The organism is Staphylococcus saprophyticus subsp. saprophyticus ATCC 15305 = NCTC 7292 (assembly GCF_000010125.1).
Lineage (GTDB): Bacteria > Bacillota > Bacilli > Staphylococcales > Staphylococcaceae > Staphylococcus > Staphylococcus saprophyticus.
On sequence record NC_007350.1, the window covers coordinates 1,027,032 to 1,041,136 of the forward strand.

Annotated in this window: 13 protein-coding genes and 1 other annotated feature; of the genes, 9 read left to right on the forward strand and 4 right to left on the reverse strand. The window is 33.1% G+C overall.

The genetic code is table 11. The features are described 5' to 3' along the window. Positions 1–2 precede the first annotated feature (2 nt). Genes ribE (SSP_RS05115) through ribE (SSP_RS05125) form a run of 3 tightly spaced genes read left to right on the forward strand, consistent with a single transcriptional unit; the run spans position 3 to position 2,300 of the window. Entirely contained in the window at positions 3–635 is a 633-nt protein-coding gene (gene ribE, locus SSP_RS05115; RefSeq protein ID WP_011302849.1) for a riboflavin synthase, read from the forward strand. A gap of 11 nt (positions 636–646) precedes the next feature. Continuing rightward, entirely contained in the window at positions 647–1,828 is a 1,182-nt protein-coding gene (ribB, locus tag SSP_RS05120) for a 3,4-dihydroxy-2-butanone-4-phosphate synthase (protein WP_011302850.1), read from the forward strand. Between the two features lie 13 nt (positions 1,829–1,841). After that, positions 1,842–2,300 carry a 6,7-dimethyl-8-ribityllumazine synthase gene (gene ribE / locus SSP_RS05125; protein ID WP_002482978.1) on the forward strand — a complete coding sequence of 153 codons (459 nt, stop codon included), beginning with the start codon at positions 1,842–1,844 and terminating at the stop codon, positions 2,298–2,300. A gap of 264 nt (positions 2,301–2,564) precedes the next feature. Here ribE (SSP_RS05125) and SSP_RS05130 read toward each other — a convergent pair whose 3' ends face one another. Further along, on the reverse strand, positions 2,565–3,566 hold the full coding sequence (locus SSP_RS05130; RefSeq protein ID WP_011302851.1) for a proline dehydrogenase family protein: 1,002 nt from the start codon (positions 3,564–3,566) through the stop codon (positions 2,565–2,567). A 266-nt stretch (positions 3,567–3,832) separates the two neighbouring features. Here SSP_RS05130 and SSP_RS05135 point away from each other — a divergent pair, with 266 nt between their 5' ends. The 3 genes from SSP_RS05135 to SSP_RS05145 all read left to right on the forward strand — a co-directional run bounded on the left by SSP_RS05135 (position 3,833) and on the right by SSP_RS05145 (position 6,402). Continuing rightward, positions 3,833–4,657 carry an alpha/beta fold hydrolase gene (locus SSP_RS05135; protein ID WP_011302852.1) on the forward strand — a complete coding sequence of 275 codons (825 nt, stop codon included), beginning with the start codon at positions 3,833–3,835 and terminating at the stop codon, positions 4,655–4,657. Between the two features lie 235 nt (positions 4,658–4,892). Beyond that, a complete protein-coding gene (locus SSP_RS05140) occupies positions 4,893–5,849 on the forward strand; it encodes an L-lactate dehydrogenase (protein WP_011302853.1) in 957 nt (318 codons plus the stop codon). A 151-nt stretch (positions 5,850–6,000) separates the two neighbouring features. Beyond that, positions 6,001–6,402 carry a transcriptional regulator, SarA/Rot family gene (locus SSP_RS05145; RefSeq protein WP_002482982.1) on the forward strand — a complete coding sequence of 134 codons (402 nt, stop codon included), beginning with the start codon at positions 6,001–6,003 and terminating at the stop codon, positions 6,400–6,402. A gap of 118 nt (positions 6,403–6,520) precedes the next feature. Here SSP_RS05145 and SSP_RS05150 read toward each other — a convergent pair whose 3' ends face one another. Further along, entirely contained in the window at positions 6,521–7,081 is a 561-nt protein-coding gene (locus tag SSP_RS05150) for a tRNA (mnm(5)s(2)U34)-methyltransferase (protein ID WP_011302854.1), read from the reverse strand. After that, complete coding sequence (locus SSP_RS05155) at positions 7,078–8,031, reverse strand: TIGR01212 family radical SAM protein (RefSeq protein ID WP_011302855.1); 954 nt, start codon at positions 8,029–8,031, stop codon at positions 7,078–7,080. The genes SSP_RS05150 and SSP_RS05155 overlap by 4 nt, the downstream gene beginning before the upstream one ends. A 109-nt stretch (positions 8,032–8,140) precedes the next feature. On the opposite strand from SSP_RS05155, the gene SSP_RS05160 reads away from it, so the two are divergent. From SSP_RS05160 to SSP_RS05170, 3 genes are all read left to right on the forward strand, one after another. Further along, positions 8,141–9,310: an MDR family MFS transporter gene (locus tag SSP_RS05160; RefSeq protein WP_011302856.1), complete on the forward strand. Its 1,170-nt coding sequence runs from the start codon at positions 8,141–8,143 to the stop codon at positions 9,308–9,310. A 287-nt stretch (positions 9,311–9,597) separates the two neighbouring features. After that, positions 9,598–9,788 (forward strand) — a binding site (T-box leader). Positions 9,789–9,838: 50 nt separating this feature from the next. After that, positions 9,839–12,253, forward strand: coding sequence for a leucine--tRNA ligase (gene leuS / locus SSP_RS05165; RefSeq protein ID WP_011302857.1), 2,415 nt, complete (start codon positions 9,839–9,841; stop codon positions 12,251–12,253). A gap of 18 nt (positions 12,254–12,271) precedes the next feature. Next, positions 12,272–12,583: a rhodanese-like domain-containing protein gene (locus SSP_RS05170; protein ID WP_002482987.1), complete on the forward strand. Its 312-nt coding sequence runs from the start codon at positions 12,272–12,274 to the stop codon at positions 12,581–12,583. Between the two features lie 180 nt (positions 12,584–12,763). Here the strand turns inward: SSP_RS05170 and SSP_RS05175 are convergent, their stop codons facing one another. Next, positions 12,764–14,032, reverse strand: coding sequence for an NAD(P)/FAD-dependent oxidoreductase (locus SSP_RS05175; RefSeq protein WP_011302858.1), 1,269 nt, complete (start codon positions 14,030–14,032; stop codon positions 12,764–12,766). Between the last annotated feature and the right edge of the window lie 73 nt (positions 14,033–14,105).

Consider the following 14,105-nt stretch of genomic DNA (forward strand, 5'->3'; position numbering starts at 1 on the left):
ACATGTTTACTGGAATTGTTGAAGAAATAGGTACAATTAAAAAAATATCAACACAACAGTCTGTAGTTAACTTGAAAATTGAATGTCAAACGATTTTAACTGACATGCATATTGGTGATTCAATCAGTGTTAACGGAGCATGTTTAACAGTAATAGAATTTGATAATCACACTTTTTCAGTACAAGTTATAAAAGGTACAGAAAATAAAACGTATTTAAATCAATTAAGTCAATCTTCTGAAGTGAATTTAGAAAGAGCAATGAGTGGTCAAGGTCGATTTGGTGGACATTTTGTACTTGGTCATGTAGATGAAGTAGCGAAAATTAAACGCATTCAGTCATCGGATAATTCTAAAATTGTAACAATACAACCGTCAACGTCATTGATAAAACAAATGGTTAGTCAAGGTTCAATTACAGTTGATGGTGTGAGTTTAACGATATTTCAATTAAAGCAATCAGATTTCGATATACATCTCATTCCTGAGACAAGAAAATCAACGATATTAAATCAAAAGCGTGTTGGTGATCCAGTTCATTTAGAAACGGATATGTTATTTAAATACGTTGAAAAAATTATTGAAAATGATAATGCTAAATTAACTTCAGATAAACTTAAAGCATTTGGATTTTAAGGAGGGCTCATATGCAATTAGATAGTATCGATACAGCGTTGCAAGCACTAAAAAAAGGTGAAAGTATCATAGTCGTAGATGATGAAAATAGAGAAAATGAAGGTGACTTAGTAGCTGTTACGGAATGGATGAATGACAACACTGTTAATTTTATGGCGACCTATGGTAAAGGATTAATTTGTGCACCAATCAGTAATGCAATTGCTGAAAAGTTGGATCTAAATCCTATGGTCACGCATAATTCTGATGTTTATGGCACACAGTTTACGGTAAGTGTTGATCACATACAAACAACAACTGGCATTAGTGCAGACGAAAGAACAATGACAGCGAGAGCATTGATCGATGAGCAAGCTACTGGATCTGATTTTAATAAACCGGGTCATTTATTCCCTTTAATTGCACAAGATAATGGTGTGCTATCAAGACGTGGTCATACTGAAGCGTCTGTGGATTTAGCTAAATTAACTGGCGCTAAACCAGCAGCATTAATTTGTGAAATTATGGATGAAGATGGGACAATGGCAAAAGGAGCGTCATTAGAAGCATTTAAAGAAACGCATGGTTTAGTTATGATTTCTATTGAAGACTTAGAAAAGTATCGAAAATCTTCAATTTCTAAACTAGATGCAAAAGCAAAAGTTAAGATGCCAACAGAATACGGTAACTTTGATATGTATGGCTTTACTACAGATAATAGCGAAGAAGATATTGTTGTTATCGCTAATGGCGACATTAATAAAACTGAAAATGTTCGAATCCATTCAGCATGTTTAACTGGCGACATTTTTCATAGTCAACGATGTGATTGTGGTGAACAATTAGCAGCATCGATGAAATATATAGCAGAGCATGGTGGCATGATACTGTATCTTCCTCAAGAGGGTAGAGGCATAGGCTTAATTAATAAGTTGAAAGCTTACGAATTAATCGAACAGGGTTATGATACAGTTTCTGCAAATATTGCATTAGGATTTGAAGAAGATTTAAGAGATTATCAAAATGCTGCCCAAATATTAAAATATTTTGGTGTGGACAGTGTAAATTTATTAAGTAATAATCCGAAAAAATTTGAAAGTTTAGAATCATATGGCATTCATATTGCGAAGAGAATTGAACTCATCGTACCAACCAATGCATACAATCAGGATTATATGGATACAAAAAAAGAAAAAATGGGTCACTTAATATAGGAGGTAATGAACAATGAATTTTGAAGGTAAATTAGTAGGTTCAGATTTAAAAGTAGCGATTGTTGTAAGTAGATTTAATGATTTTATTACTAATCGATTATTAGATGGTGCAAAAGATACATTAATTAGACATGAAGTACCGGAAGCTAATATCGATGTAGCATACGTACCAGGAGCATTTGAAATTCCTTTAGTAGCTAAAAAATTAGCTAAGAAAAATGATTATGATGCAGTTATCACTCTAGGTTGTGTTATTAGAGGATCAACGTCTCATTACGATTACGTTTGTAACGAAGTAGCCAAGGGTGTTTCAAAAGCGAATGATGTTACTGATACGCCAGTCATATTTGGTATTTTAACTACAGAAAATATTGAACAAGCAGTAGAACGTGCAGGTACGAAAGCAGGTAATAAAGGTGCAGAAGCAGCAGTAAGTGCGATAGAAATGGCTAATTTATTAAGAGAAATATAAAGTTAAACTTGTCTAATGCTTATCAATTTTAAATATCGTATCGTTTTTCAATTATATTAAATTAGTAGAACGCCAAAGACATGACAGCTTTGGCGTTCTTTGTTTTTATAATAAATTCAATGACTATCTAAATTAGAATTCGGATATGTAAATCTTTTTAAACATCATTGAACTTAAAATTTGTGCTCGTATGATTACTTAGATGTAGTGTTTAAAAAGTGAATTGTTTTAAAATAATTATTTATATATTGAACATTGAATTGATTATTTTTTAAGTACTCTATATAGTATTGAACCTGTAGCTACAACGCCAGCAAATATGCCAGCAATAGTGCCTACTTTTTTCAATATATCTGGTTTTAACAATTCTTTAAACATTAAATTCAAATTTTGTGGTCTTTCAGCTAATCTTCTCATAAAGTAACTGAACCAATCATCTCCATATGGCACATAAATGCAGAAATTGTTGCCTTCGCCGGCAATTTGTTCTGCTAAATCAGAGCGAAAGCCGTATAACATTTGAAATTCATAACGATCTTTATCAATTTTATTATCTTTAATAAATTGTTTGATTTGTGTAATGATTTTATCATCGTGTGTAGCGATAGAAGTAACGTTTTTAGCACTTAACAATCTTTTTTTAATTAAACGTATGTAGTTTTCGTCGATTTCTTCTTTTGTTTGAAAAGCGATAACTTCATTTTCTTTATATGCACCTTTAACCATGCGTAATCTTAGTTCAGGATATTTATCTATGAGCGCATCGGCTTTATATAAATATGCTTGAATGACTGTACCAACATTTTTAAATTCACCTTTTAATCGATCTAATACTTGAGTGATATCAAACAAGCTATCATACTTTTCAGTATCGATATTAATATGCATATTATCAAATTCATTTGCTTTCAATAATATTTCTCGTAAATTACGGTAAGCAAGATCTATATCAAACTCTGAACCTAGTTGGCTTAATTTCACAGACATATGTCCAGCTAAACTATGATTATAAATGGCATACATGACTTCCAAAATTTGATCTTTAGCTTGGATAGCTTCACCTTCAGTTACGACAAACTCTCCAAGACAATCAACAGTCACTGTAATTCCCTTGTTGTTTAAACGTTCAATTGTGTCTATCAAGTATTTAATCGTATTACCCGCAACGACTTTATTCGCCCCAAACATGGGTCCTACTTCCTTGGCAGTCTTATTTAAAAACGAATTATTTGATAATCCGATAAAGAAATCTTTCACAATTGGCATATTAATTCCTCCCATTCCGCTTATAGCTATGTTTCAATAATAGTGTAGCATGAATCTAATAGTAATGAAATCGTTTACAATAAAATATGTTACACTTTAAATTTCAATATACACTCATGAGATATGTATTGAACAGAAATAAGAAATTTATTGTGGGAAATAAATTTAGTTTTATGTTTATTTAATATGTTTAAAATGGAAAAAGCATAGCGTATTTTGATACAATAAGCGTAATGAATTTAAATGTAGAAGGGGAAGTATGGATTATGTGGAAATGGGAAACCGAAAATGAAGCAAAAGGTGTCGTAGTAATTGCACATAACATGCTTGAACATACTGGAAGATATGCATATGTGATTACGATGCTTCGCCGAAATGGATATCATGTTATTATGGGCGATTTGCCAGGACAAGGGCAAACATCACGTTCAAATAAAGGTCAAATTGATAATTTTGATGCATATCATGAGCATATACTTGAATGGATTAGAATCGCAAATGAATATAAAATTCCAACTTATGTCCTAGGTATAGGTCTTGGTGGTTTGATTGTCTTAAATTTATTAGAAAAAACAGAAGTGCCGATTGAAGGCCTGATGTTGCTTTCACCACTTTTAGAATTTAAGAAAAGTAATAAATCTAGAAAAGATAAAATTATTTCTAATATAGGTAAAATTGCGAAAGATACTCGATTTAAAGTTGGTATTACAGTTGAAGATTTAACAAGAAACGAAGAAGTTATAGAAGAGACGAATAAAGATCAATTGATGTTAAATAAAGTAACTTACTACTGGTATAAACAGATTATTGAAATTATGAAAGAGACAGTCAACCATTTAAAAGATGTAAAATCATTGCCGTTATTATTAATGTACGGTACAGAAGATAGAGTTGCAGATATAAGCGCAATGGATTTAATAAAAGATAAAATAATGACAGAAGAACTTTATTTTAAAGCGTGGGAAGGATTATATCATGAAATTCATAACGAGCCTGAACGTGATGAAGTCATGCGATATATTTTAGCGTTTTTAAATAATAGTGCAAGTAACAATGGATTTATAGTACATGATGAAAATGAAGTTTCATAGTACCTGAATACAATGATAATACAGTATGTGGCAAAAGCGGTGGATTTGTATCCTAATTTTAAAAAGATATGATTTCACCGTTTTTTATATTTGATTTTTATTGTAACTTATAATTAATATTTTTGTGAAATAAATCACAAATAACTATTGCAAACGCTCGGAGGAAATGATATATTTATATTGTGAAATAAATCACAATATAAATTATTAATATTCATGTGAGGAGCGTTCTGTGATGGAATATATAAAAAGTAATAAAGTTGTTTTAATTGGTGATGGTGCAGTTGGATCAAGTTATGCATTTGCATTAGTAGCTCAAGGTGTGGCAGATGAACTCGTTATTATAGATTTAGATGAAGACAAAGTGAAAGGTGATGTAATGGACTTAAACCATGCGGCACCGTATGGAGGTTCACCTGTTAAAATTAAAGCTGGTTCATATAAAGCATGTCACAATGCTGATTTAGTGGTGATTACTGCTGGAGCAGCTCAAAAACCAGGAGAAACGAGATTAGATTTAATTGAAAAGAATACAAAAATATTTAAATCGATTGTTTCTGAAGTTATGGCATCTGGATTTAATGGGATTTTCTTAGTAGCCACTAACCCTGTTGATGTACTTACCTATGTAACGCAACAAGTTTCTGGATTACCTAAAGAAAAAGTAATTGGATCAGGTACGATTTTAGATACGGCACGATTCAAATATGAATTAGCTGAAGAATTTGGCGTTTCTGATAGAAGTGTTCATGGACAAATCATTGGGGAACATGGAGACTCTGAACTAGCTGTTTGGTCACAAGCAAATATTGCAGGACAGCCATTATACCAATTGTTAATAGATGATCCTGAAAAACAACATAGAATAGAAGAAATATTTGTTAATACACGAGATGCAGCCTATGACATTATTCAAGCTAAAGGTGCAACATATTATGGCATTGCTATGGGATTAGTGCATATAACTAAAGCGATTTTAAATAATCAAAATGTAGTGCTTACCGTATCCAGTCGTTTAGAAGGTGAATATGGTCAAGAAGATGTCTATATAGGTGTCCCTACAAAAATTAACAGACAAGGTGCGGTAGAAGTTTTTGAAATACCGTTAAACGATGAAGAAAAAACTTTATTTACCCGTTCTGTTGGTATTTTGAAAGAAATGCAAAATAAAATATCTCATTTAATTGCATAATTCATAGTTTAAATTTAAACTGTATATAAGATTAATTTTATTAAAAATTCTAATATTTATTCAGTGTAGAATTTATTTTACAGTTATTGATGATTTTTTTGAAATTAATTTTACATGTTTAAACTTTATACTATGATTGGGGGATTACACTATGGGGAAGACATTTACTGAAAAAGTGGATGGCGTTTTGCAATTAGAATCTGTGTTGAAAGATATCGAGGATATTTTTGACAAAGTTCAAAAGCAATATAAAATGTCAAAAGAAGAAATTTTAATCCTTTTGACACTTTGGAAAGAAGGGTCAATGACTTTAAAAGAAATGGATGATTTTGTTCATATTAAATCATACAAACGTACACGTACGTACAATGATTTAGTTGAAAAAGCGTGGATTATTAAAGAAAGACCACAAAACGACGAACGTACAGTTATTATCCATTTTAATGAAGATTTAAAAGATCAAAGGGAAAGTCTTTTAAACTTTTTTAAAGAAGAAATTGATTCTAACTCATCTACTATTCAAAACAGTCTTAAATCTATCTTAAATCTATAGGAATTATGAATTTTACAGTGTAATTTACACAAAAAAGCTGCCAACAAAGTTTAAATACTTTTATTGGCAGCTTTTTTATTTTTAAAGCGTGTGCTTTAGGAAAACTAAATGATAGAATTTATCTTTTTTCTATCGCACAAATAAATGGTGGATTATTTTGTTGATTGATAAATTGATATTTTAGAATATGTGCTTTATTTTGATCGAATTGTTCCAAATAATCTAGAATAGCATCTCGCTCCAATTTGCCTTCATCATGGCCATGATAAATAACAAGAATAATGATGCCTTCTATGGATAAAATATTAAATATTGCATTTATGGCAGCAATTGTACTTTCGGCTTGTGTAACAATGGATTTATCTCCTTTTGGTAAATAACCTAAGTTAAAAATCGCTGCGTCAATTTTACCTTGTTGATAATTTGGAATATATGATTGGATATTTGCATGGCTATCTTGAACGATAGTGACATTGTTAAAATCATGAATCTTAAGTTGTGTCTGCTTAATAGCTTCATCTTGTATATCAAAAGCATAGACATTACCGTTAGGAACTTGTTGGGCAAGAAAATGTGTATCATTACCGTTACCGCATGTAGCATCGATCACGATACTGTCATCTGATACGTGTTGTTGAATTAATGTTCTAGCAAAAGGGAGAATGCGTTCAAGTTTCATGACTTAACTGTGCTTTCAAAATATTTCCCTTGGTATGAATCTCGGTGAGCAAGTTCATTATCAATTTCATTGAGAACTTCCCATTTGTTAACACTCCACATAGGACCTACCATTAAATCGATTGGACCATCACCGGTAATTCTATGAACGATCATTTCTTTTGGTATGATTTCTAACTGATCACACACTAATTTAGTGTATTCATCTTGTGACATAAATTCTAGCATGCCTTTATCATATTGCTTAACCATTGGCGTTCCTTTTAATAGGTGAAGTAAATGTATTTTTATACCTTGTACATCCATTTGAGCGACTTCTCGTGCAGTTTCCATCATCATATTATAATCTTCACCAGGTAAACCATTTATAATATGAGTACAAATGTTTATATTATGTTTGCGTAGTTTGGCAATACCTTCATAATAAGTTTTCATATCATGTGCGCGATTGATTAAATCAGATGTTTCTTGGTGTATTGTTTGAAGACCTAGTTCAACCCATAAATAAGTACGTTCATTCAATTCTGCTAAATACTCGACTACATCATCAGGTAAACAGTCTGGACGTGTACCTATGGATAAACCAACTACACCAGGCTCTTTCAATGCAGTTTCATATTTTTCACGCAATACCTCTACGGGTGCATGTGTATTTGTAAAAGCTTGGAAGTAGGCGATGTATTGGCCATCGTGCCATTTTTCATGCATTCTATCTTTTATTTCTTTAAATTGTACATCGATTGGATCTACACGATTACCTGCAAAGTCACCGCTACCAGCTGCTGAACAAAATGTACAGCCACCATGTGCAACGGTACCATCTCTATTTGGACAATCAAATCCTCCATCAATTGCAACTTTAAATATTTTTTGTCCAAATTTATTTTTTAAATGATAATTCCATGTATGATATCTTTTATTCTCGAATGCGTAAGGGAAGAATTGTCCCATATAACATTTTCCTTTCTAAATTCATTCTAGTTAAAGATTTTAACATATTTTAATGATATAGTGTTTAAAGTAAAATAAGAAATTTTGATGTAGAAAGGAGCTTAATGTTATGAATATGCCTAAATCAGTGTGGTGGCTAGTAATTGGTATGGCATTAAATATCACAGGCTCAAGTTTCTTATGGCCATTAAATACAATTTATATGAATGAAGAATTAGATAAAAGTCTAACTATCGCCGGATTAGTACTAATGATCAATTCATTTGGCATGGTCATAGGTAACTTATTAGGGGGCATGCTTTTTGATAAATTAGGTGGTTATCGTACTATTATTATAGGAACAGTAATTTGTTTGATGAGTACAACACTGCTTAATTTTTTCCATGGTTGGCCATGGTATGCTGTATGGCTAGTAGCACTAGGATTTGGTGGCGGTATGATTGTTCCAGCAATTTATGCATTGGCTGGCGCCGTGTGGCCACAAGGTGGTCGTCAAACTTTTAATGCAATTTATTTGGCTCAAAATTTAGGTGTAGCCATTGGTGCTGCATCAGGTGGATTTGTAGCAGAATTAAGTTTTAATTATATTTTTATAGCGAACTTATTAATGTATGTCGCATTTGCAATTGTAGCCGTGACACAATTCAAAATTAATTTAGATGTTAAAGTGAAATCAACGGACGCAATGAGTCTTTTATCTAAAGCATATAGACCACAGTTTATAGCGCTAACGCTATTATGCGTTATGTTCAGTATTTGTTGGATTGCTTATATTCAATGGGAAAGTACGATAGCTTCGTTTACTCAAGAAATCAATATTTCAATGAGTCAGTACAGTCTGTTATGGACAGTTAACGGCATTATGATTTTAGTTGCGCAACCTTTAATCTTACCTGTCATTAGATTGTTAAAAGGAAACCTAAAATATCAAATGCTTGTTGGGATTGTCATCTTTATTCTCTCTTTCTTTGTGACAAGTTTTGCTGAACAATTTTCAATTTTCATGGTAGGTATGATTATACTTACTTTAGGAGAAATGTTTGTTTGGCCAGCCGTACCAACAATAGCGAATCAATTAGCGCCTAAAGGGAAAGAAGGTTCATTCCAAGGTTATGTTAATTCTGCTGCAACTGTGGGAAAAGCTTTTGGACCATTAATTGGCGGTGTTGTTGTAGATTCGTTTAATATGCAAGCTATGTTTTTAAGTATGATTGTATTATTACTTATTGCACTGGTATTCCTGTTAATATACGATAAAAAATTACCAAAAGATACGTAAGATATATGATGAGTCTGGGATATAAATAAATATCTTAGGCTCGTTTTCAATTGGCAGTCAATGTATCGTCAGCGCTTTGTACAGAAGTGTGCCTTTTGTATAAGCATGAACCTTAATTATCCTTGCGGGCGTGGGTCTATGAAATCACTGTGAAAAACGTTGGTCTCTGTCTCACTACTTTATATAATAATTTATTTTTTAGTTATACATGCTTATCATATGTAGAAAATAAGTATGTTTCCTGTTAAATCAGGTTTTACTCTTGAAATAAATAGTTATTTCAAATATTATTAGTAATGTATAGGAGTAGTAACTTTAAAACTTTTCTACAGAGAACTAGGGTTGGTGGAACCTAGTGTTAAGTTAAAGTGAACTTACCAGGACTTAAAGATAATTTATGACATCTCTTACTATTAGTTAAAATGAGTGCACATTTAATGTGAATTTGGGTGGTACCGCGGCGAAAGTCGTCCCTTTGTAATTAAATAATAGTTTGGGGTGTTTTTTTATTGAATAGGAGGAAAAGTAGTGAATTACAGTCATAATGAAATTGAAAAGAAATGGCAGGACTATTGGGAAGCAAATAAAACTTTTAAAACGAGCGACAATTTAGGGCAAAAGAAATTTTATGCTTTAGATATGTTCCCTTATCCATCAGGAGCAGGCCTGCATGTTGGTCACCCAGAAGGGTATACTGCTACAGATATCATCTCTCGTTATAAACGTATGTTAGGTTATAACGTATTACACCCAATGGGTTGGGATGCATTTGGCTTACCAGCTGAACAATATGCATTAGATACAGGTAATGATCCACGAGAGTTCACTAAAGAAAATATTCAGACCTTTAAGCGTCAGATAAAAGAACTTGGTTTCAGTTATGACTGGGATAGAGAAGTGAATACGACAGATCCTGAATACTACAAATGGACACAATGGATTTTCATACAATTATATAATAAAGGTTTAGCTTATGTAGATGAAGTGGCTGTGAATTGGTGTCCAGCATTAGGTACGGTATTATCGAATGAAGAAGTTATTGATGGCGTATCAGAACGTGGCGGCCATCCTGTATATAGACGTCCAATGAAGCAATGGGTTCTTAAAATTACCGAATATGCAGACAGATTGTTAGAAGATTTAGATGAATTAGACTGGCCAGAGTCATTGAAAGATATGCAACGTAACTGGATTGGCCGTTCTGAAGGTGCATCAGTGGCATTTGATGTGAAAGATTATAATGAGCAAATTGAAGTATTTACTACTAGACCTGATACAATATACGGTGCGTCATTTTTAGTGCTTAGCCCAGAACACGAGCTTGTAGATTTGATTACTACGGAAGATAATAAAGATGATGTAGAAGCTTATCAAAAAGAAGCGGCTAAGAAATCTGATTTAGAACGTACTGGCTTATCAAAAGAAAAGTCTGGTGTATTCACTGGTGCATATGCTGTTAATCCATTATCAGGGCAACAAGTACCAATATGGATTGCAGATTACGTACTATCCACTTACGGTACTGGTGCGGTCATGGCTGTACCTAGTGGTGATCAGCGTGATTATGAATTCGCTAAAACATTTGACTTACCAATTATAGAAGTCATCGAAGGCGGAGATATGAGCAAGGAAGCCTACACTGGCGACGGACCGCATATTAATTCTGGTGAACTAAACGGATTATACAATGAAGCAGCTATAGAAAAAGCGATTGAATTGTTAGAAAATAAAAATGCCGGTACGCGTAAAGTAAACTACAAACTTAGAGATTGGTTGTTCAGTAGACAAAGATATTGGGGCGAACCTATTCCAGTTATTCACTGGGAAGATGGCTCAATGACGACAGTACCTGAAGATGAACTACCATTACTTTTACCAGAAACTGATGAAATAAAACCGTCAGGGACAGGTGAATCACCGTTAGCGAATATTGATGAATTTGTAAACGTTGTCGATGAAGCCACAGGTATGAAAGGCCGCCGTGAAACAAATACGATGCCACAATGGGCAGGTAGCTGTTGGTATTATCTAAGATATATTGATCCAGACAATGAGCAAATGTTAGCAGATCCTGAAAAATTAAAACATTGGTTGCCTGTAGATTTGTATATTGGTGGCGTAGAACATGCTGTATTACATTTATTGTATGCACGATTTTGGCACAAAGTATTATTTGATTTAGGTGTGGTACCAACAAAAGAACCATTCCAAAAGTTATTCAACCAAGGTATGATTTTGGGTGAAGGTAACGAAAAAATGAGTAAATCTAAAGGTAATGTAATTAATCCAGATGATATTGTAAAATCTCATGGTGCGGATACGTTACGTTTATATGAGATGTTTATGGGACCGCTTGATGCCGCTATCGCTTGGAGCGAAAATGGTTTAGATGGTTCGAGACGTTTCTTAGATAGGATTTGGCGTTTATTAATTACAGAAGATGGTTCAATTTCTAATAAAGTGGTAAACAATCATAGTAAGGCTTTAGATAAGAGTTATCACCAAACAGTGAAAAAAGTTACAGAAGATTACAATTCGCTTAACTTTAACACAGCGATTAGTCAACTTATGGTATTTATTAATGATTGTTATAAAGCGGAAGAAATTTATAAACCATATATCGAAGGCTTTATTAAAATGCTGGCGCCGATTGCACCTCATATATCTGAAGAATTGTGGTCACGTTTAGGCCATGATGAAACAATCACTTATCAACCATGGCCATCCTACGATGAAGCGTTACTTGTTGATGACGAAATTGAGATTGTCGTACAAGTAAATGGTAAAGTGCGTGCTAAAATTAATGTATCGAAAGATATTGCGAAAGAAGAAATGGAGCAAATCGCACTAGATAATGAACATGTTAAATCTGAAATAGAAGGTAAAGATATTAAAAAAGTTATTGCAGTTCCTAAAAAACTTGTTAATATCGTCGCTAAATAAACACAGGAGGAATTAATTATGGAATCTATCACAGTAACTGAACTAAAAGAGAAAATTTTGGATGCTAACCCAGTTAACATTGTGGACGTTAGAACTGATCAAGAAACAGCGATGGGTATCATTCCAGGTGCTGAAACCATTCCAATGAATAGTATTCCAGATAATCTAAACTATTTTAATGATAATGAAACGTATTATATTATCTGTAAAGCCGGTGGCAGAAGTGCGCAAGTCGTTCAATACCTTGAACAAAATGGCGTGAATGCAGTGAATGTTGAAGGTGGTATGGATGAATTTGGTGATGAAGGTTTAGATATTAAAAGTATTTAATTATAAAATAAGTAGTTAATTAAAAGCCGAGACATAAGCATATGTCTCGGCTTTCTTAAGGTAATCAACAGTTTATTTATAATGGTTTATTTGTCCATATAGTAATGGCTTTACAGTGAATGATGCACTGTTACTTTATCAAATGTTAATGAAACTATTGGATTTCAATGTTATCTTTTACTATATATCATCAATTTGGAAAAGGCTTGCATTAGTGCCAGCTACATGACCTGTGACAAGGGCGCTTGTGATATTATATCCACCTGTATAACCGTGGATATCCAGTACTTCACCACATAAAAACAAACCAGGTACAAACTTAGACATCATTGTTTTGGGTTGTATTTCTTTTAATGAAACACCACCTCCTGTAACGAAGGCTTTTTCAATAGAAAGTGTGCCGTTAACCGTAAAGGTAAATCCTTTTAATAATTCTACAAGTTGATTAATTTGTGCGTTGGCAATATGGTGCGCTGTTAAATCATCTGAGATATGGGCTTGCTCAATTAAAAATAACAAATAGCGCTCTTCAATTAAGCCATGCAAACTATTTTTAACAAATTTATCAGGTGTTTCTTCTAACAAACGTCTAATCTTTTGTTCGAGTTCATTTTTGGTAAGTTCAGGAAAGGCATCCAGTTGCATTTGAATATCTTGTTTTTTTTGATTCTTTTGTTCTTTATATACAAATTGACTACACCTTAGTGCAGCGGGTCCACTAATTCCAAAGTGAGTGAATAACATATCCATTTGATGTGTTATTCGTGTTTTACCATTCTTTTTTAAAACGGATAGCGCAACATTTTTTAAACTCAAACCTTTGAGACGTTTGTTTTTGATAAATGTTTCAGAAGAAGTGATGGGTACTTCAGTTGGAAATAATTCAGTAATGGAATGTCCCAAGTGTTCGGCAAATTTATAACCATCACCTGTTGAACCAGTTTGAGGGACGCTTGTGCCACCCGTGGCAATAATTAAACTATTGCTTGAAAATTGTTGCTGATCATTTAATGTTACGGTGAAAGTATGTTGGTCCGTGTATTCAATTGATGATACAGTGGATTCTTCTTTTATTTCTACGTTATTCTGTTGCAAAGTATTGATGAGTGCGTCAACAACATCTTGTGCTTTATTAGAGACGGGGAACATACGACCGTGGTCTTCTTCCTTTAAAAGAACGCCTCTAGATTCGAAAAAATGGATGATAGATTCATTATCAAAAACAGAAAAAGGGCTATATAAAAATTTCCCATTACCGGGTATATTTTTGATGATTTCATCATAAGGTAAGCGATTTGTTACGTTGCAACGTCCGCCTCCAGAAATTTTCAATTTACGACCGAGTCCTTTTTTCTTTTCAATTAATAAAATATTATGATTATTGAGACTTGCCGCAGCAGCTGCCATTAGCCCGCTAGGACCGCCACCGATTATAATTGTTTGATACATTTTATTGCCTCCCATAAGCGTATAGTGTTATTTTATAGTAATATAGTTTTGAAAAAAAGTAGTTATCACGTTA